Source organism: Dokdonella immobilis (genome assembly GCF_900115085.1).
In the GTDB taxonomy this organism is placed as follows: Bacteria; Pseudomonadota; Gammaproteobacteria; order Xanthomonadales; family Rhodanobacteraceae; genus Dokdonella; species Dokdonella immobilis.
The window spans coordinates 218,726-237,363 of the sequence record NZ_FOVF01000002.1; the positions used below are offsets into that span (position 1 = coordinate 218,726).

The following is an 18,638-nucleotide window of genomic DNA, read 5'->3' on the forward strand; positions in this document are numbered from 1 at the left end:
GAAAGCACAGCCGGGGAGGCTGCACGGACTGACGGGGGCCGCACGAAGGTCGCTGGAACGGATCGACCCGTTGCTTCACCTGCATCGCTGGGCCGAGGCCGAGCAACTGCTGGCGGCGTCCCTGGCGCTCGCTCCCGGACATCCGGCCGTCCTCGAGCGGCTCGGACGCCTGCACCTGGGCCAGGGTCGCAACGAGGATGCAATGGACGACCTTGGCGGCGCCCTGCGTTCCTGCCCGGACGATCCGGAACTGCTGGACCTGTTGGCCGCCGCGCAGGCCGGCGCCGGTCAGGTGCTGGCCGCCGCGAACACCCTGCAGCGGGCCTGCACGATCCGTCCCGAACCGGCACGCTGGCTGTCGCTTGGCGCCACGTTCGATGCCTGCGGCGAGCACGAAGCGGCCCTGGATGCCGCCGAACGCGCGCTGGCGCTGGATCCGAATTTGACCCGCGCCGGCTTCCTGAAGGCGCGCAGCCTGCAGGCGCTCGGTCGGATCGCCGAGACCGCGCAAGCGTATCGATCGCTGCTGGCCAAGGGGCAGGCGCGCGAAGACGCCTGGTTTGGGCTGCTCGACATCAAGACCGTCGAGCTGGCCCCGGGCGAGTTCGAGGCCCTGGCCACTTTCGCCTCCGATCCGGGGCTCTCCAGCGAGGCCCGCATGAAGGTCGATTTTGCCTTCGGCCAGGCCTGCGAGCGGCTCGGGCGATATTCCGAGGCGTTCGCGGCGTTCGACCGGGCCAATGCGGCGGCGCGGGAGCGCTGGCGCTGGAACGCGACCGAGCACCACGCCCAGGTCGAGGCCCTGGCGCGGACATCGAGGTCCCTGGCCGCAGGTCCTGACGGGGATGCTCGCGGGTCGGAGGTGATCTTCGTGGTCGGATTGCCTCGTTCCGGATCGACCCTGGTCGAGCAGATCCTGTCCGCACACTCGCTCGTGGAAGGTGCGAGCGAACTGCCGGATCTCGGTCTCGTCCTGAACGCGGAGTCGAGACGCCGTGGCACCGAGCTGGCGAACTGGGCGCCTCGGGCCAGCCCTGCCGACTGGCAGCGACTGGGCGGGGAATACCTGGAGCGAACCGCGCGCTGGCGCAGCCAGCGACCCATCTCCACGGACAAGGCGCTCGACAACTGGAAATACGTGGGCGTAATCCGCGCCATGTTGCCAGGTAGCCGGATCATCGACTGCCGACGCGATCCGCTGGAAACCTGCTGGTCCTGTTACAAGCAGATGTTCGCGCCCGGGCTGATGCGTTTCAGCTACGCCTTTGCGGACCTTGCCGCCTGCTGGAAGGACTATGCATGGCTGACCGATTTCTGGCAGCGCGAGCATCCCGGACATGTGCGCGTGCAGGCGCTTGAGGCGATTCTGGCGGATGCGCCGGTTCAGGTTCGGCAACTGCTGGACTTCTGTGGCCTGCCATTCGAGGCCGGTTGCCTGAGTCCGGAGGATGCCCGGCGCGCGGTGCGGACCGCCAGTTCGGCGCAGGTGCGCCAGCCGATGCGCCGTCAGACCGGAGTGGCCGGGAACTACGGAAACCTGCTTGACGCACTGCGGCAGGCCCTGACCTGAGCGAGCGGCAGGTGATCGTCGGCCGATGGCGCCGGTCCGGCTCGACATCACTCCGCCCCGCCCCAAAGCTGAATGCCGCACACGCCGGGTTGTGGTAGCTTGACGCACTGGGGAGATGGGATCGTCTATTCAGCAACTTTGCATGGCGGACTAGGATCCGGCAGGGAAACAAAGATCCAAAGTTCATTAATCAATCTCGGGTGAATGTTAATGAGCACATCCAATAGTCTTTCAGTAGCTCGCAAGCCGCGTTTCAGCCGCGCAGCTGTGGTTGCCTCGCTGGCCTTAGCCTCGGCCACCATCGGTTCGTCATCGGCGATCGCGGCGATCATCTGTTCGAATTTTCCGGCCCCGGTCGACGTGCCCGCGACGATTGACGGCGCCTACGTGAATTTCGCCACGGGCGTGGTCAATCTGGCGGGAACCGTGGCCGGCTGGGACTTCAATGCGTATCAGACCGGCGGCAATCTTCGATTCTTCACCTCCACCAATGCTGCCAACACCAACCGCATCGTCGGTACCGGCACCACCGCGGACGTCCTTCCGGCGGGCACCATGATCGACGGCTCCTCGCCGCTGACCACGGCCGGCATCGTCAATCCGGGTGCGCTCCTCGGTGGCGTAACCAACGGTTATGTCGGCGTGGCCTTCAACAACGAAGGCACCGCGACGACGAACTACGCCTGGGTCTCGCTCTCGACCACGGGCCCGACCGGATATCCGGTCACGATCAACCAGTACTGCTACCAGGACGATGGCTCGGGCATCATGGCGGGCACCACGCCGGTCTCGCTGCAGAGCTACTCGGTCGACTAGACCGGCCAGGAATTGCGCGGGCGATCATCGCCCGCGGTTTCAACAAGAAGGGCAGGCCGTCGAGGCCTGCCCTTTTTCATTGCCCCGCCCGATCCAGGTTCAAGGCTTGCGGATCCGCCGGGTTGGCGGGCGCTGTCGGAAATGCGGTGACGGTGGCTATTTGATCGCGCCAGGTACGAGCGACTGCCAGCGATTGCTGCGCGCCTTGATCGGTACGCTGATGGACTCGGTGGACGTGTTGCTGCCGCCCGGTGTCGATTCGGCGGCTTCGGCGGCCGCAGGCGCTGATCTGTCGTTGGCGACCGAAGCGGAGGCACGCGTGCTGTCCCGAATGCCCGTGACGCTGCGGCCGCCATCGGCCGCAGCGGAACCGGAGGAAGCGCAATCGTTCTGCGCGCTCGATGCGCCCGCGCCACGTTCGGATGTCGTGCCGACATCCATCGAGTAGTCACCGGCATGCGCCGCCGCGGCGAACAACAGCGCGGCCAGAAGTGAAAGCGAGGAGGTCAACTTGCGCGTGGTCATGCTTCGTCTCCGGATTGCTGCACGGGACTGCGTCGGCGCCAGAGCGGGGAAGTTTCCCACGATCCCTGGACGGACACCAGCAATCCATCCTGCAAGCGAGATTGCCGAGGCTGCTTTGCAATCGGTCCCGGGCAAGCTTCAGCAGCTATCATGCCAAGCCAGAATATCCATGAATATCAAAATGGTAGGTTCAGTTCGCGGTGCGCTTCAGGTGTCCAGTGGACAGCGGCGGACAGTCGCGGACACGTCCGTGTCCGCAGGCGAACATTCGGTGAATCGCCCGCCCGAACCCGGCCGCAAGGCCGGCATGGCACCCGTACCGACTGCGCCAGCGGATGCCCGGGCATGCGCCGGACGTTGATCGGGCAGGCCACATAATGGTTCCATGCGGGGCGTTCGCGTATCGCAGGCCGGGCCGCGAACGCATTCCGCCCCATTTCCTGACCGGACCCCGCTACCGATGCCATCGTCCGCCATCGAAAACCCGGGTTTAAGCCCGAGACATCACCGCGACGCCGACGGACGCACGCTCAAGCAGGCGCTGATTGCCGGCATCGGCCGCGTTCTCGCCGAACGCGACCTCCTCAACCGGATCAATGTCTTTCCGGTGCCCGATGGCGATACCGGCAGCAATCTCGGCTTCACCCTGGCGAGCGTGCGCAACGCCCTGCGCGGCATGTCGGGTGCGCACGCCGGCGCGATCTTCCAGCGCATGGCCAGCGAGGCGATCGATGGCGCGCGCGGCAATTCGGGCGCCATCCTCGCTCAGTTCCTGCAGGGCGTCAGCGAACCGTTGGCCGGGCAGCGGCGCCTTGGCCTGTGCCCGCTGGCGGCGGCCGTCGACATCGGTGCGCTGCAGGCTCGCCAGGCGATCGCCGAGCCGCGCGAGGGCACCATGTTGTCGGTCATCGGAGCATTCTCGCGATCGCTGCGCCAGGCCTGCGACCAGGGCGTCGAGGACTTGCGTACCGCCTTTGCGCGCGCTCTCGCGGCAAGCCGCGAAGCGCTCGCGGACACGCCGAAGCAACTGGCGGTGCTGCGCAAGGCGGGCGTCGTCGATGCCGGCGCGCAGGGCTTCCTGCATCTTCTCGAAGGCATCAACGATTACATCCAGCGCGGTCGCGTGGCCGCGCACGGCGAGGCCCAGCCGGTTGCCGCCGATGTCGGCGTCATGGTCGGGTCCGAGATCGATACCGATCCGACCCACCGCTGGTGCACGGAGTGTGTGCTTTCGGCGAGTTCGATCGATCGTGCCCAGGTGCGCCTGGCCCTCGATGCACTGGGCGGCTCGAGCCTGGTCATGGCCGGCACGCGCGAGAAGCTGCGCGTGCACATGCACATCGACGAGCCCGCTCGCCTGTTCGACGCGCTGTCGCGGTTCGGCGAAGTGCGCGCGCGCAAGGCCGACGACATGCTCGCCCAGCAGCGTTCCGCGCATGTCAGCGGCAAGGTCGCCGTGGTCGTCGATTCGGCGGCCGACATTACGGCCGAGGCCCTCGAGACTCTGCCCCTACAGGTCGTTCCGGTGCGCATCAACGTCGGTGCGCAGGACTTCCTCGACAAGGTGTCCCTGTCCGCCGATGCGTTCTACGCCCTGCTGCGCACCAGCGAGCACACCGTGCGCACCTCGCAACCGCCACCGGGCGACTTCCGGCGGCTGTTCGAATTCCTCCTCAGCCATCACGAGGAAGTCCTCTACGTCGGCGTCTCGCGCGCCATTTCAGGCACGCTGCAGGCCGGCGAATCCGCGGCCTCGGGTCTGGATCGGCGCGTTCATGTCTTCGACACGGCGAACGTCTCGGGTGGCCAGGGTCTGCTCGCGCGGCACGCGGCCGAACGCGCCGCGGCTGGAGCCGATGCCGCGACGATCATCGCCGAGCTCGAGGCCTTGCGCGCGCGAACCGCAACGTTTGCCTACGTCCGCGATCTGACCTCGGCCGTACGCGGAGGCCGCATTCCGGCCTGGGCGCTGCCGATCACGCGCTGGCTGGGCCTGGTCCCGTTGGCCCGCATCGGTGCCCGCGACGGACGCCTGCACGTGCTTGGCATCGGCCTGGATCGCAGGGAACTGCCGCGTCGCTTCGTGGTTCGCTGCCTGCGCGGCATCGATCGGACCACGGCCTGGCGCGGCCAGGTCATGCATTGCGACAACCCTGACGAAGCCGAGCGCGTGCGGGCCGCTCTGGTCGCGCAGTTGCCCGGGGTCGAGTGTCCCCCCGTATTCGACGCCGGCAGCGCCATCGGTGCACACGCCGGTGCCGGTGCAGTCGTGTTGGCACTCATGCCGAAGCTGCCGCCGTCGCCACGGTAATGGCATCATCGTCGTGCGCGGCCTTCCGCCGACGGCCCGGGAGAGGGGAATCTTGGCGTTTCTGATCGCCCAACTGATTGTGGCGTACCTGCTCGGGTCGATCTCCGGCAGCCTCGTCCTTGGCCACCTGCGCGGCGTCGATATCCGCACCCAGGGCAGCGGCAACGCCGGCGGCACGAACGCCCTGCGTGTCGCCGGCTGGCGATTCGCCCTCGGCGTCGTCGCCATCGATGTCGGCAAGGGTGCGCTGGCGGCGTGGCTCGGTGGTCTGTCGGTCGCTGGCCTCGACCAGCCGGCCTGGTGGTCGTCGCCCCTGCTGGCACCCTGTGCCTGCGCGTTCGCCGCCGTGCTTGGGCACTGCTGGCCGGTCTACTTCGGCTTTCGCGGCGGCAAGGGGGCGGGTACCGCGTTCGGCGCCCTGCTGGTCATGGCGCCGCTCCTGGCCGGGATCATGTTCACCGTATGGCTGGCCGTGATCGCCGCATTTCGCTACGTTGGTTTTGCCACGGTACTCGGCGCGCTCGCCTTTCCTGTCGGTCTGTGGCTGCTCGATCGTTCTGGACATGCCTTCCCGCCGGCACTCGCTGCATTTGCCCTCGCCATCGCCGCGCTGATCCTGTTCACGCACCGGGCCAACCTGCGTCGCATGGTGCGTGGCGAAGAACCGCGCATCGGCCGCGCTGCGCGTTCGCCATGATCGAAGCGCGTGCCCTGTTGCAGGCTCTCGACGAAGCGCAGCCGGTATCCGGCAGCGCACTCGCCGCGCGCTTCGGCGTGTCTCGTGCCGCGGTCTGGAAGCAGATGGAGGCACTGAGAGAGAAGGGTGCGCCGATCGAAGCCGCCGCCGGCAGCGGTTACCGGCTGCGCGGCCCACTCGCGCTGCTCGACGAGGACGCCATTCGCGCGGCCATGTCCGATTCGGCGCGAAGCAGGCTGGAGTCGCTCGAAGTGCATTGGCAGATCGATTCGACCAATAGCGCGCTGAGCCGGCGCGTGCAGGCCGGCGATAGCGGCCCCGGTGCCTGTTTTGCCGAGATCCAGACGGCCGGTCGTGGACGGCGCGGGCGTCGCTGGCATATGCCACTCGGCGGCGGGCTCGCATTCTCGATCTGGCGCCGTTTCGATGCCGGCATGGCCTCGATGGCCGGACTCAGTCTGGCCGTCGGCATCGGCGTCATGCGAGCGCTCGAACGGCTTGGTTATCACGGCATCGGTCTGAAATGGCCGAATGACATCCAGCACCGGGGCCTCAAGCTTGGCGGCATCCTGGTCGAACTCGGCGGCGATGCGCTGGGGCCCTGCCATGCCGTGGTCGGTATTGGCCTCAATCTGCGGATTGATGCGGCCGCAGGTGGGGCGATCGACCAGCCATGGACCGATCTGGTCCGCATCGGCGATGGTGCGCCGGCGGATCGCAACAGGATTGCCGCGTGCCTGCTCGAGCACCTGCTTGAGGCGCTCGAATGTTTCGCACAATCCTCATTTGCCGCGTTCGCCGATGAATATGCGCGCTACGATGTGCTGCGCGGAAAGCCCGTGCGCGTGACCGGCGGCGGTGGGGAGCGCTGCGGTGAAGCCGCCGGTGTCGATCGGCATGGCGCGCTCCTGTTGCGCACCGCGGATGGCGAGTTGCGGGTCGACAGTGGCGAGGTAAGCGTGCGACCGCAATCCGGATCCGCCTCGTGAAACTTCTCGTCGATTTTGGCAACACGCGTCTGAAATGGGCGCTCTGGGCGGACGGCCGGCGCAGCATGGGCGGTGTCTTTGCCCACCGCGAAACCACTCTCGAAGCCGCGCTCAGCAGCAACTGGTCCGCGCTGCCGCGTCTTCAGGCAATACTCGTTGCCAGCGTCGTCGACCCTGCCCGGGAGCACGAACTGGCCGAGCTGATCGAGGCGCATTTCGAAACCGAGGCCGAATTCGTGCGCAGTCCTGCCTCGGGCCTCGGTATCACCAATGCCTACCGCGAGCCGGAGCGGCTCGGAGTCGACCGCTTTCTGGCCATGGCCGCGCTGCACGCGGCCCAGCCCAGGGCGCAGGTGATCGTCAGCTGCGGCACGGCGCTGACGCTCGATGCGCTCTGCGCCGACGGTCGCCATCTGGGTGGATTGATCGCACCGTCGCCGGCGCTCATGCGCGAATCGCTCGGACGCGGCACCGCTCGCGTCGGTGAGGAACCGGGGCATCTCGTCGAGATCGCCGACAACACCATGGATGCGGCCTACTCGGGCTGCCTGCTCGCCGCGGTTGCCCTGATCGAGAGGTTTCGCCGCGAATTCCATGCGCGGATCGGGGCGCCGGTCGCCGTCGTTGCGGACGGTGGCGGCGTCGGCGAATGGCTGTCCCTGCTGCCCGATGTCGAACGCGGCCGTGATCTGGTCCTGCGCGGCCTGGCGCTCTGGTCGGAACGCGAATCCGGCCTCCGATCACCGTAGGCGACCGGGGTTCGGGCTAGAATCAAACACCAATACCTGCCCGTCCCGTGCAGTCCCCATCGAGCCCGGATGTTCCCGAGAGTCCTGTTCCTGCTGCTGCTTGCGCTCAACATAGGCGGTGCCTGCTGGATCGCATTTGCGCCCAAGGCGCCGGAAGTGTCGCGGCCGCCGAGTGATCCGGGCGTGCCTGCCCTGGTCCTGCTGAGCGAGCGCGAATCGGGCCACTCGCCGCAGCCCGCTGCCGCCAGGCCGGGATCGAGCAGCAGTGACGATATCTGCCTGTCGATCGGCCCGTTCCAGACCCAGTCGGACATGCGCGCCACGCTCAATTCGCTGTCGCCGCTGGTCAAGCGCATCCAATACCGCGACGAACGCGCGACCCAGTCGCGCGGCTACTGGGTGTTCCTAGCCGCCCTGAAGAATCGCGAAGAGGCACTGGGCGTAGCCCGTTCGTTGTCGGCGAAAGGCGTTCGCGACTACTACGTGGTCACCGCCGGCGACCAGCTCAATACGATCTCGCTCGGTCTGTTCCGCGAACAGGCCAATGCCGAACGGCGCAAGGCCGAAATTGCGGCGATGGGCTTCGACCCGAAACTGATCCAGCGCACCGAGGAACTGCCGGTCTACTGGATCGACCTCGCCAGGGACAGGAACAACAACGTCGACTGGCGTTCGCACGTAGCCAGTCCGGTCGGCCTCGAGGAACGCCGGATCGATTGTTTCTGAGCAGCGGGCTCCGCAAAGGATCCGCAAGCCGGTTGGCCGCATCCGCCTGAATTGGTATTTCGCGCCCACTCCACTAGAATGCGCGCCCCATGCCGGCATAGCTCAGTTGGTAGAGCAACCGCCTTGTAAGCGGTAGGTCCCCAGTTCGAATCCGGGTGCCGGCACCAGATCCGATGGCACCCCATAGGCTTGCCAGCCGCGCCGGATCTAGAATCCCGTCGGCAAGCCCCCTCCGTTTGCCGGATGATGCGCACCTCCATGGTGCTTCGGGAATCGAGCGCGCATGATAATCCCGTTGGCGCGCTCGACCGCTCTCGACAATGATTGCGCCGCGCGAGTCGTGGTTCGCCAGCCGCCAGATCGTGAACTTTGGTCATCCAGGACATTGGAGCGGCTCTGCCCGTACTTGCCCGTGTTAGGTTCCAATCCGGGGCTTGCGACGCGCCGCCAGGCGGCATGTCTGACAAGATTCGGTTCCATGCGGACAGGAGAAGGTCAATGGCAGGTTGGTTTGAATTGAGCAAGAGCAGCGACGGTCAGTTCCGGTTCGTCCTCAAGGCGGGCAATGCGCAAACGATCCTGACCAGCCAAATGTATTCGTCCAGGGCCGCCGCGCAGGGTGGTATCGCTTCGGTCCAGTCCAGTAGCGCCGATGATGCGAACTACGAACGCAAGACGGCCACCAACGACAAGGCCTATTTCAACCTGAAGTCGGCCAATCATCAGGTCATCGGTACGAGCCAGATGTATGCGTCCGAGGCTTCGCGAGAGGCCGGGATCGCCAGCGTCAAGGCCAACGGCGCATCCGCCAGCATCAAGGACCTGTCGGTCTGAGGATTCGTATTCCGGAGTCCGGCGCGCTGCCCCGAAGCCATCCGGTTTCTCGGAGGAGGGCATATCCGGACTGTTGCCATGCGCGGATTCTTGCCGTGCATGGCGCGATTCAGGCATGGGCTTTACCCCCGGCGTGACGGCGGTCAAGGCCGGTGCTTTCGCCACACGCATGGCAAACGGCAACCAGGGGTCGGATGCCACGACAAGAAGGGCTTGATCCGCTCCATCGGCCTCCGCCCCGACTCCGTACCGATGCTGCACCCGAACCCGGATACGAAGGCGTCAGCCAATCCTATGCGCCGCGGTGCATGCTCTGCCCCTTGCCACTCGACGCGTTTCCAACAGGAAGTTTCGCCTTGGTCGCCAGAAGCTCGGCCATCTCATCCGCCGGTAGCGGCCGGCTGAACAGGTATCCTTGGGCCTCATCGCAACGCAACAGATGCAGCAGCCGGGATTGCTCCTCGGTTTCGACGCCTTCGGCGATGACCTTCAGGTTGAGGGAGTGGGCGAGCGCGATGATCGCGGACACGATCGCGAGGCCTTGCGGCCCAATGTTCATTTCCATGATGAACGATCGGTCGATCTTCAATGCCGTGATCGGCAACTTGGCAATGTAGGCCAACGAGGAATAGCCGGTGCCGAAATCATCGACCGCGACGGTCACGCCCTTATCGCGGATCTTGCGCAAGGTCTGCACCGATGACTCGAGCTCTTCCATCAGCAAGGACTCAGTGACCTCCAGTTCCAGATTGCTGAGATCGAATGATTCCGAGAGCGAGCAGACCAGCTCCGCGAAGTCGGTCTTGCGCAACTGCAGCGACGAGACATTCACCGCAACCTTGGGGGCATTGGCATTCGTTTCACGCCAGCGACCCTGGTCGATCAGCGCCCTGCGCAGCGCCCATTCGCCGACCTCGCCGATCAGCCCGCACTCTTCCAGTACCGGAATGAACTCGCCCGGGGCGATCAGGCCGCGTTCCGGATCCTGCCAACGGATCAATGCCTCGACGCCGCAGATCTGGCCGTTGCCGAGATCGACCTTGGGCTGGTAATGAAGCAGGAATTCATCGGCCTTGATGGCGCGGCGAAGGCGGCTTTCGAAGCTCAGCGCCTGTGCTGCGCGGGCATTCAGTTCCGGCGAGTAGAAGACGATGCGCTCGGAGCTCGACTTCGTTCGACGCAGCGCGGCTTCGGCATTGCGCAGCAGCGTCTCGGCATCGTCGCCATCGCTCGGAAAAATCGCGATGCCGATCCTGCAGCCGATTCGCAGCTCTTCTCCGAAGATGCTGAAGGGCACGCCGAGCCAACGGAACTTCAGTTCTTCCAGGGACCGGGCCACCTCGGCGACCGAGGCCTTGTCGGTCAGGGTCAGTGCGAAGATGTCGACACTGATCCGGGCTACCGAGGTATTCGCCCGCGCGAGCCGTTCTCCGGCCTGGATCAGGAGTTCATCGCCGCCATGCCGCCCCAGTGTTTCATTGACGTGCCGAAGCCGCTCCAGATCCGCGAAGACGACGGCGAGCAGGTTGTCGCTGCTGGCGTGGCGGTACATCTGGTGCGAGAGGATATCGAGGAAATGCTGCCGATTCGGCAAGCCGGTCAGGCTGTCGTATTGGGCCAGATAGCGGATCTGCTCGGATTTTTGCAGGTGTTCGAGGGCGAATGAGATATCCGCAGCGAGCTGGTTCAGCAGTTCCATCTCGTTGCTGTCGAAAAAATCGGGCATCTCAGCGTAAAGCATCAGGGCGCCGACTCCCTTGCCCTCGATCGTCAGTGGCAGCATGGCCAGCGAGCGGGAACCCGCGTCTATCGATTCGCGAATCGCGCGGGGATCCCGGGCCAGGTCGTTGATGATGATCGGATGCGGTTTGCCGGTCGACAGCGATTCCACGATCTTGCGCAAGTCGGAATCTTCGTTCAGCTTTTGTCGCAAGGTGTCTTCATAATCGGGCGAGGCGCCGGCGCTGACCATGAGCCCGAGTCCGTCACCTGCATGGTCGAGCAGGCCGATCCAGGCGCGCGGGAATTGCCCCGCCTCGACCGCGATGCGGCAGACGCCCCGTAGCAGTTCGTCCCGGTCGCGCGTATGCACGATCAGCGCATTGATGGCGCTGAGCACCGAGAGCACGCGGTTGAGGCTACGCATGCCGAGCTCGGTCTTCTTCTGTTCGCTGACGTCCTGCAGCGTGTGGAACCAGCCGCCCGGCTGATCGCGTCGCTGGCTCCAATGATTCGAGGGAACCACGACATGCCTCAGATGCACCCAATCCTCGCCGCGCCGCAGACGATAGGCGAACTCCGCGCGTTCGTGCTGCTCGAAGGCGCGGTCGGCCTGTTCGTTGAAAGCATCGCGGTCGTCCGGATGAACCCGGGTCAGCCATTGCCGCCAGTTGGCCGGTACCTGGTCCGCAGCGGAGCCGATCAGGTCGGGCAGGGTTTCCGACCAGCTTTCGAAGCGGCCGTCAGCCAGTGAAACGAAATGCGCCAGCTTGGCCAGCTGCTGGGCGTGGCGCAGCCCGGCCTGGCTGCGCGCCAGCTCCTGTTCGGCCCGGTAGCGTTGGGTGATGTCGCGGACGAAGGCGACGAAAAGCCGCCCCTGGGAGGTATTGAGGCGGGAAACCGATGCCTCGATCGGAAACTCGGTTCCATCCCGACGCACGCCCCAGACCATGCGTGCCGGAATCGACATCGGCCGGGCCTGACCCGACGGACTGGAGAAGTTCTCGACGTCCCGTTCGTGCTGCTGGCGGAAGCGCTGGGGTATGAAGGTGGACAGGGACGCGCCGAGTGCTTCGCTGCGCGGGCAGTCGAACATACCTTCGGCGGCCCGGTTGAACAGGACGATCCTCTGCTGGTCGTTGACCGCGATGATGGCGTCGAGCGCCGACTCGACCATGCCCGACAGCCGCGCCTCGGTCTGGGTCAGGCCTTCGTAGGCACGCTCCAGCTCGGCACTCTTGTCCTCGAGCTTGCGCACCAGGGTCTCGCTGTACTGCCTCAGCACCGGTGTCTGCAGTTCTTCGGCGGTGCCCGGTGCGAGCGGCTGGCGGTCCTCTGCAGAGGCCCTGTGGATCGCCTCGAGCAGGGTTTCGATCGGTGCCGGCTTGGCGATGTAGGCATCGGCGCCGGCGGCGAGGGCGAGCTCGCGGTCCGCGGGTGAATTGTAGGTGCTCGTGTAGAGCAGGAATGGCAGACGCGCGTGCTTCTGGCTCCGGCGCACCTCCATGCACAGGCGGTAGCCGTCCATGCGCGGCATCAGGATGTCCGAGACGATGCCGTCGAAATCGTTGTCGCCATTGAGCGCAGCCAGCGCTTCGACGCCATCGGGGGCCTCGACCACGGCATGCCCTTCGGCCTCGAGCTGGGCTCGCAGCAGGCGCAGGTTGGCCGGGTAGTCATCGACGATCAGCAGCTTCATCGATTCGGCCCCTCGCGCAGATGGGCGCTGACGGTCAACGGCAATTGGCGCGTATCGATCGGTTTGGTGATGTAGCCGTCGCAACCGGCATCGAGTGCCTGGCGTTCGTCGGCGAGCATAGCGAATGCCGTCAATGCAATGACCGGTATCCCTCGCCAGCGCGGATCCGCCTTGAGCTTGCGGGTCAAGGTGAGTCCGTCCATGCCAGGCAAGGCGATATCCATGAGGATGAGGTCGGGACTGCGCGTCGCGAGATAGTCCAGGGCATCTTCCGCGTCGACGGCGGCATCCACCTCGTAGCCCTCGATCTCGAGGACGCTGCGCGCGAGTTTCAGGTTGACCGGATTGTCGTCGACGATGAGGATGCGCTGGCTCATGAGGCAGGCCCCGCGAGCGGCAGTCGCACGGTGACGGTCGTGCCGACATTGACGGTGCTATCGAGATCGATCGAGCCACCCTGGATCTCGACCAGCTTGCGGGTCAGGGCCAGGCCGAGCCCGGTGCCTTGTGATCGCCGTGCGGTATCGCGCTCGACGCGCTGGAACTCGACGAACAGGCGCTCGATGTCGCCGGGCTCGATGCCGATGCCGGTATCGGAAACCTGAAGCACGAGGGCGCCCGTGGCATCGCGGTCGGCAACGACGCGGACCTGGCCGAGCGGCTCGGTGAACTTGACCGCATTGCTCAGCAGGTTCAGCAGGATCTGCTTGAACTTGTGCCGGTCCAGCCTGGCCTCGGCCAGCCCGGCGGCGACTTCGATCCCGAGTACGATGCGCTTCTCCTGGATCAGCGGCGAGAGCACCGCGCAGACTTCCGGGATGTCGCTGCCGAGGTCGAAAACCTCGGCATGGATCTCCATCTTGCCGGCCTCGATCTTGGACAGGTCGAGCAGGTCGTTGACCAGGCGCAACAAGTGGCGTCCGCTGTCGAGGATGTCACCGATGAATTCGCGCTGCTTCGGCTCGAGACTGCCCACCTTGCCATCGATCAGCAGCTGGGAAAAGCCGATGATGCCGTTCAATGGCGTGCGCAGTTCATGCGACATGTTGGCGAGAAACTGGCTCTTGAGGCGATTGGCCTGATGCAGGGACGCTTCGACCTGCTTGCGCTCGCTGACATCGCGGATCGCGCTCGAGACGAGCAGACCGTTCTCGGTCTGCAGGGGACTCAGGCTGATTTCGACCGGGAACTCGCTGCCGTCGCGGCGCAGTCCGTGCAATTCGAGGCCGGTCCCCATGTTGCGGGCCCGCGGTTGACCGAAAAAGCCGGCGCGATGCTCCGGATGCTGGGCGCGAAACCGCTCCGGAACGAGCATCTCGATGGAATTGCCGAGCAGTTCTTCGCGCTGCCAGCCGAACAGGCGGACGGCCTGGGAATTGGCCAGGACGATCCGCCCACGGTTGTCGACGATCACCATGGCATCGGGCGCCGACTCGAGCAGGTCGCGAAATTTCTCCTTTTCGCGGCGTCGCGCGCTGACGTCGCGCACCGCGCTGATGACCAGGGTCGAGTCGCCAATGTGAATCGGGCTCAGGCTGATCTCGACCGGAAACTCGTCACCGTCGCGGCATCGGCCATGCAGGTCGAGCTCGGCCCCCATCGCGCGCGTCCGCGGATGCGAAAAGAACCGTTCGCGATGGCCGCCATGCACGTCACGAAAGCGATCCGGCAGCAATTGCTCGACCGGGCAGCCAATCAGGGCGCGCGGTTCGTAGCGGAAGAGGATCTCGGCCTGCGAATTGGCCAGCACGATACGTCCGTCGGGGCCAACCACGATGATCGCATCGGGCATGGCCTCGAGCAGGGCTCGCAGGCGTTCGTCGATCACTTCCGACATCGAATCCGTCCCTCGTCGGCGACTGCTGTGGAGCTCCCGTACAGAAACGACCCGGTTCAGCTCCGCGTGTCCGTCGGCATCCGGCGACAGCCCATCCCGGGCCAGCCTTCCGCACTTGTTACCCCCTCGCCCGCGAAGCGTATCGCGTCTCTGCCATGACCCGCCATGGGTGGATCGACGATCCGGTTTCGCTCCGGATCAAGCATAGTCGCATTGGCCCGCGCATTCATCCTCGGCGGCGCCAAGTGCTGAATTGCATTCAGGAATCCCCGAGAGGGCGCCGCGGTTGGGCACGCTCGCCATTGTCCGGTGCCGGATGCTGGCACTCAGTGTCCTGGTCGAACCAGTTCTCGGTAAACCGCCACGGTTTCGTCGACACAGCGTGACCACGGAAATGCCGCGGCGTGCTCCACGCCACGGACGGCATTTGCGCGACGCCATACCTCGTCCTCGAGCAGGCGCTCGAGTCCGTCGCGCAAGGCGGCCGGGTCGAACGGGTCCACGCACAAGGCGATGTCGGCACAGATCTCGGGCAGCGAGGAGACATTCGAGGTCAGCACCGGAATACCGCTGGCAAGGGCCTCGAGCACCGGCAGCCCGAATCCTTCGTAGAGCGACGGAAACGCGAATGCATGCGCGCCGGCATAGATCAGCGGCAGGTCGGCTTCGCTGACGTAGCCGAGCCTGCGTGCCGCACCGCTGGACTCGAGGGGTGCCAGCGCCTTCTCCAGATCCGCGCTGAGCCAGCCCCGGGCGCCGACGATGACGAGAGGGTGGCGCTTGCGCAGCGGTGCCGGCAGCGCGGCATAGGCCCGGGCAAGGCGGACCAGGTTCTTGCGCGGCTCCTGGGTGGCGACGACGAGCAGGTAGGCGCCGTGGCTCAGACCGTGGCGCGCCATGGCCTCGGCCAGCTCGTGTTCGTCGTGCGGCCGATACCTCGGATCGACGCCCAATGCGATGACGCGCAGCTTTTCCCGCGGTACGCCGAGCTTGGCGTGTATCTCGGCGGCAATGAATTCCGAATCCGTGATCACCCGATCGGCCCGCTCCAGGGTGCCTGGTAGATGGCGCTCGAGGAAGCGCACGCGCTCGGGTGGATGGGTGTCCGGATAGTTGAACGCCGAGAGGTCATGCACCGTGGTCACGGCCGGTCCGTCGAACGGCATCAGGATGTAGTTCGGCGTGTGCAGCAGGAAGCCGTGCAGCTTTCGCGTGTGCGCGCGGAACAACGTGTTGCGCACCCGGGAGTAGGCCTCGAGGGCGCGTGTCTTGAATGGCAGGTTCTGGCGCAGGCTGGCGAACAGGCGGTTCGAGCGTAGCGCGTCGGCCGGGTCGTCGACCCAGCGCACCGCGGAATACAGGCGCAATTCTTCGACCGACGCATGCCGGGCTAGGCCTTGCGCGAGTTCCAGTGCGTAGCGACCGATGCCGGTCAGCGGCGCGCTGATCGCGTCGACGTTGAAGATCACGCGCATCAGGCGTTCATTCCGGCCCGTTCGCGCTCGACATCGGCCTCGACCATGCGCCGGGTCAGCTCGGCCAATCCGACCTGCGGCGAGAAACCGAGACGGGCCCGGGCCTTGGCCGCATCGCCGACCAGCAGGGGCGCGTCGACCGGACGCATCAGGAGCGGATCGATGCGGATGCGCGGCGTGCCGTCGGCGCGGTCGGTGGCGACTTCATCGATGCCGGAGCCGCTCCAATCGAGGGCGATCCCGGCCGAGGCAAAGGCGAGCGTGGCGAATTCGCGCACGCTGGCGGCCTGGCCCGTCGCGAGGACAAAGTCGTCGCCGTGGTCGTTGTCGGCCATGCCGGCCAGCGCCGAGACGTACTCCGGGGCGTAGCCGAAATCGCGGCGCGCGTCGAGGTTGCCGAGCAGGATCTGCTGGTCGATTCCGAGCGCGATGCGCGCCACGCCCTGGGTGATCTTGCGTGTCACGAATGCCGCATCGCGCAATTCGGATTCGTGATTGAACAGGATCGCGCTGCTGGCGGCGAGTCCGAAGCTGGCACGCCAGCTGGCCATGGCCGCGTGCGCCAGCAGTTTCGACAGGCCATACGGCGAGGTCGCACGGGTCGGCGTGTTTTCATCCTGCGGTGCGTGCTGCGGACTGCCGAAGATCTCGGCGCTCGAGGCGAGCACGAAGTGCGCGTCGGGGGCGTCGCGCCGCATGGCTTCGAGCAGGTTCAGTGTACCGATGCCGTTGGCATGGACGCTGCCGAGCGGATCGCGGAACGAGTCGGCCACGCGCGATTGTCCGGCCAGGTGGAAGATCGCCTGCGGCGACACTTCGGCAACCAGTGTCCGACAGGCGGCGGGATCGGCCAGTTCGAGCGTGCGCAAATGCAGGCGGGAGTGGCCGGCGATGCCGAGTTCATCGAGTCGCCAGTTGCCGGCCGCGCTCGAAGGGCGGTGAGTGCCGATGACTTCCACGCCTTCGGCGAGCAGCTGCGCGGCCAGCCAGGCGCCATCCTGTCCGCCGACGCCAGTGACCAGGGCGCGCTGATATCGGCGCTTCACGGCCGCTCGCCCTTGAAACTGCGCAGCGGATTGATGCCGGCTGCGGCTACGCCGGGCCCGGGTTGAGGACCCGCGGCGAGGTCGAGCACCGGAACGCCGAGGCGCCGGGCCTGCGCACCGAGCAGCTTCATCGCACCCGCTTCAATCCGCTCGCCGAAGGCAACCCACTCGAAGCCGTATCGCTGCAACCACTCCGAAACATGGCGCGACGCCAGGGGTCCGGCTGGGGCCGATTCGACCAGCTCCGCCCGGGCTCCGTGCAGCACCCATTCCTGATTGTGCATCGTGATCATCCAGCTATCGTAACCGGGCAGCGGCGGCGGATTCTGCCCTGCGAGCAGATGCAGCACACGCGGCAGCGGCTGCAGCAGCGGCGCCAGGGCATGGATGCGTCGCACGCGCCAGTCGAGGACGCGGCGCTCGAACGAGAACAGCATGGCGCCGACCTCTGTCTCGTAGTTCGGCCAGCGTTCGCGCAGGACCTGCATGCCAGCGCGGCCGAGTCGCTCGCGGCGCTCGATGCCGAAACTCTGGCTGCGTGCATGCGCGACGAACACATTGCCGGCGACCAGATGCCGATAGCCGCGCGCGCTGGCGCGCTGGCAGAAGTCGTTTTCCTCGCCGTAGCCTTCCGGAAACGCCTCGACGTCGAACAGGCCGACTGCATCGAGGACTTCGCGACGGACGTACATGCAGAAGCCGTTGCCGGTCGGCAATTGCGGATAGGCGTGACCTGCCGATTGCCAGAGCGCGCGCGCGGTCTGCTCGAAGGTCCATGGCGGAGGAATCGGATTCTCGCGCTCGAGCTCGGGCACCGAAAACGCGCCGGCATTGTCCGATACCGCGGTTGCGGTGGCCACGTCGGCGGCGCAGCAAGCGGCGCGGCGCAGTCCGGTCAGCCAGTGGGCGGCCACCTCGGTATCGGCGTTGAGCAGGACCACGTCGGCGGCCCCGGCATGCCGGATGCCGCGATTCACCGTGGCCGTGAAGCCGAGATTCCTCTCGTTGGCGAGGATGTCGACGCCGGCGATGCCGCGATAGCGTTCCAGCAACGGAGAGATGCCAGGGTCGGTACTGGCGTCGTCGATGACGATGAGGCGACATGGCCCGGTGGTGTGCGCCAGCACCGAATCGAGGCAGCGTGCGACCCCTTCGGCTGCGTTGTAGACCGGCACGATCACCGCGACTTCGCGTTGCATCGGTTCGAGTTCGACGGGGACGGGTCGCTCGGCACTGGCCAGCGCGCCCAGCATCGGCGGCAGGTGCAGCGCCGGCTGCAGGCCGGGCACGCCGATCTCGATGCTGGCAACAACCGGTTCGATTGCCGCTTCCACCCGATCCTGCTCGACACGAACGTCGAGCACGCGGTTGCCGGACGGCGAGAAGGGCAGGCGAAGTTGCGCCACGCCATCGGCGCTGGCTTCGATCTCGCAGAATCGGCTGCCGTCGATCGTCACGGCGCAAGGGCCGACCCCAGCCGGAGTTAGGCACAGCGTCTGCCCGTCCCAGGTCAAGGCAGACGGTTGGCGGTTCGGGGACATCGGCATGGAGGAGAGTTGCGGCATCGTCAGGGACGCGCGATTACGCCGCGTGGCGGTCCGCATTGCAAGCGCGGACGGGCATTACCTGCCGACGACGGGGACCG

At 66.2% G+C, this 18,638-nt stretch carries 15 protein-coding genes and 1 tRNA gene; 9 read left to right on the top strand and 7 right to left on the bottom strand.

The window, feature by feature from the left end; all coding sequences use genetic code 11:
- Positions 1-70 precede the first annotated feature (70 nt).
- Together BM125_RS02215 and BM125_RS02220 are read left to right on the top strand one after the other, a co-directional pair.
- On the top strand, positions 71-1,570 hold the full coding sequence (locus tag BM125_RS02215; RefSeq protein ID WP_175497866.1) for a tetratricopeptide repeat-containing sulfotransferase family protein: 1,500 nt from the start codon (positions 71-73) through the stop codon (positions 1,568-1,570).
- Between the two features lie 210 nt (positions 1,571-1,780).
- Positions 1,781-2,386, top strand: a complete 606-nt coding sequence (locus BM125_RS02220; RefSeq protein ID WP_139224823.1) for a hypothetical protein — start codon at positions 1,781-1,783, stop codon at positions 2,384-2,386.
- Positions 2,387-2,542: 156 nt separating this feature from the next.
- Here BM125_RS02220 and BM125_RS02225 read toward each other — a convergent pair whose 3' ends face one another.
- Entirely contained in the window at positions 2,543-2,911 is a 369-nt protein-coding gene (locus tag BM125_RS02225) for a hypothetical protein (protein WP_092404433.1), read from the bottom strand.
- 460 nt (positions 2,912-3,371) lie between these two features.
- Here BM125_RS02225 and BM125_RS02230 point away from each other — a divergent pair, with 460 nt between their 5' ends.
- From BM125_RS02230 to BM125_RS02260, 7 genes are all read left to right on the top strand, one after another.
- Complete coding sequence (locus tag BM125_RS02230; RefSeq protein WP_175497867.1) at positions 3,372-5,222, top strand: DegV family protein; 1,851 nt, start codon at positions 3,372-3,374, stop codon at positions 5,220-5,222.
- Between the two features lie 52 nt (positions 5,223-5,274).
- On the top strand, positions 5,275-5,919 hold the full coding sequence (plsY, locus tag BM125_RS02235) for a glycerol-3-phosphate 1-O-acyltransferase PlsY (RefSeq protein WP_175497868.1): 645 nt from the start codon (positions 5,275-5,277) through the stop codon (positions 5,917-5,919).
- Positions 5,916-6,908, top strand: a complete 993-nt coding sequence (locus tag BM125_RS02240) for a biotin--[acetyl-CoA-carboxylase] ligase (protein ID WP_175497869.1) — start codon at positions 5,916-5,918, stop codon at positions 6,906-6,908. The genes plsY and BM125_RS02240 overlap by 4 nt, the downstream gene beginning before the upstream one ends.
- Positions 6,905-7,657 carry a type III pantothenate kinase gene (locus tag BM125_RS02245; protein ID WP_092404439.1) on the top strand — a complete coding sequence of 251 codons (753 nt, stop codon included), beginning with the start codon at positions 6,905-6,907 and terminating at the stop codon, positions 7,655-7,657. Before BM125_RS02240 ends, BM125_RS02245 begins: the two co-directional genes overlap by 4 nt.
- A gap of 69 nt (positions 7,658-7,726) precedes the next feature.
- Positions 7,727-8,383, top strand: a complete 657-nt coding sequence (locus BM125_RS02250; RefSeq protein WP_092404441.1) for an SPOR domain-containing protein — start codon at positions 7,727-7,729, stop codon at positions 8,381-8,383.
- 91 nt (positions 8,384-8,474) lie between these two features.
- Positions 8,475-8,550: transfer RNA gene (locus BM125_RS02255), tRNA-Thr, on the top strand.
- 331 nt (positions 8,551-8,881) lie between these two features.
- On the top strand, positions 8,882-9,217 hold the full coding sequence (locus tag BM125_RS02260; protein WP_092404443.1) for a YegP family protein: 336 nt from the start codon (positions 8,882-8,884) through the stop codon (positions 9,215-9,217).
- Positions 9,218-9,509: 292 nt separating this feature from the next.
- Here BM125_RS02260 and BM125_RS02265 read toward each other — a convergent pair whose 3' ends face one another.
- From BM125_RS02265 to BM125_RS02290, 6 genes are all read right to left on the bottom strand, one after another.
- A complete protein-coding gene (locus tag BM125_RS02265) occupies positions 9,510-12,635 on the bottom strand; it encodes a GGDEF/EAL domain-containing response regulator (RefSeq protein WP_092404445.1) in 3,126 nt (1,041 codons plus the stop codon).
- A complete protein-coding gene (locus tag BM125_RS02270) occupies positions 12,632-13,012 on the bottom strand; it encodes a response regulator (RefSeq protein WP_092404447.1) in 381 nt (126 codons plus the stop codon). Before BM125_RS02270 ends, BM125_RS02265 begins: the two co-directional genes overlap by 4 nt.
- Positions 13,009-14,472, bottom strand: coding sequence for a PAS domain S-box protein (locus tag BM125_RS02275; protein ID WP_092404449.1), 1,464 nt, complete (start codon positions 14,470-14,472; stop codon positions 13,009-13,011). The genes BM125_RS02270 and BM125_RS02275 overlap by 4 nt, the downstream gene beginning before the upstream one ends.
- 326 nt (positions 14,473-14,798) lie before the next feature.
- Positions 14,799-15,947 (bottom strand): glycosyltransferase family 4 protein, encoded by a 1,149-nt coding sequence (locus BM125_RS02280; protein WP_092404451.1) that lies wholly within the window; start codon positions 15,945-15,947, stop codon positions 14,799-14,801.
- Positions 15,947-16,993 carry a GDP-mannose 4,6-dehydratase gene (locus tag BM125_RS02285; protein ID WP_092404453.1) on the bottom strand — a complete coding sequence of 349 codons (1,047 nt, stop codon included), beginning with the start codon at positions 16,991-16,993 and terminating at the stop codon, positions 15,947-15,949. Before BM125_RS02285 ends, BM125_RS02280 begins: the two co-directional genes overlap by 1 nt.
- Positions 16,990-18,450, bottom strand: a complete 1,461-nt coding sequence (locus BM125_RS02290; RefSeq protein WP_175497870.1) for a glycosyltransferase family 2 protein — start codon at positions 18,448-18,450, stop codon at positions 16,990-16,992. Before BM125_RS02290 ends, BM125_RS02285 begins: the two co-directional genes overlap by 4 nt.
- Between the last annotated feature and the right edge of the window lie 188 nt (positions 18,451-18,638).

Excerpts from the sequence above, each read along its gene's own strand:
- BM125_RS02220 (WP_139224823.1), top strand. The coding sequence starts at position 1,781 with ATGAGCACATCCAATAGTCTTTCAGTAGCTCGCAAGCCGCGTTTCAGC.
- BM125_RS02280 (WP_092404451.1), bottom strand. The coding sequence starts at position 15,947 with ATGCGCGTGATCTTCAACGTCGACGCGATCAGCGCGCCGCTGACCGGC.
- BM125_RS02275 (WP_092404449.1), bottom strand. The coding sequence starts at position 14,472 with ATGTCGGAAGTGATCGACGAACGCCTGCGAGCCCTGCTCGAGGCCATG.
- BM125_RS02250 (WP_092404441.1), top strand. The coding sequence starts at position 7,727 with ATGTTCCCGAGAGTCCTGTTCCTGCTGCTGCTTGCGCTCAACATAGGC.
- BM125_RS02240 (WP_175497869.1), top strand. The coding sequence starts at position 5,916 with ATGATCGAAGCGCGTGCCCTGTTGCAGGCTCTCGACGAAGCGCAGCCG.
- BM125_RS02230 (WP_175497867.1), top strand. The coding sequence starts at position 3,372 with ATGCCATCGTCCGCCATCGAAAACCCGGGTTTAAGCCCGAGACATCAC.
- BM125_RS02265 (WP_092404445.1), bottom strand. The coding sequence starts at position 12,635 with ATGAAGCTGCTGATCGTCGATGACTACCCGGCCAACCTGCGCCTGCTG.
- BM125_RS02270 (WP_092404447.1), bottom strand. The coding sequence starts at position 13,012 with ATGAGCCAGCGCATCCTCATCGTCGACGACAATCCGGTCAACCTGAAA.
- BM125_RS02260 (WP_092404443.1), top strand. The coding sequence starts at position 8,882 with ATGGCAGGTTGGTTTGAATTGAGCAAGAGCAGCGACGGTCAGTTCCGG.
- BM125_RS02225 (WP_092404433.1), bottom strand. The coding sequence starts at position 2,911 with ATGACCACGCGCAAGTTGACCTCCTCGCTTTCACTTCTGGCCGCGCTG.